The organism is Peribacillus sp. N1 (assembly GCF_054600815.1).
This window is the reverse complement of the sequence record NZ_BAAHZO010000071.1, coordinates 1-247: the sequence shown is the minus strand read 5'-3', so window position 1 is coordinate 247 and position 247 is coordinate 1. Positions and strand designations below refer to the sequence as shown.

The 247-nt window shown below is 40.9% G+C and carries 1 pseudogene; it reads left to right on the top strand.

The annotated features are described in order from the left end of the window. Positions 1–183 (top strand): annotated as a pseudogene (locus tag ACYP5M_RS26655) (hypothetical protein); the annotation flags it as partial. Positions 184–247: the final 64 nt, after the last annotated feature.

Sequence of the window (247 nt, the reverse complement as noted above, 5' to 3'; positions counted from 1 at the left end):
AAAGAAGAGCATATTGCACCGAACCAATTGATCATCAACCTTATCCTTGTCCATTTGCTTCATGAGGCTGAAGAAATTGAGAGATATGGAGTTGCCTATTTTCTTAAGATTGATTTGATCTGCGTCATTCCTGATGATGACCAGGTCTTTGTGGCAGAGAATAAAATGGAACCCATTGCCTAGAATCCGGATAATAGAGTTTAGCTTGCGTATCGGAAGATCTCCAGAAGGATCCTTGGTGTATGTG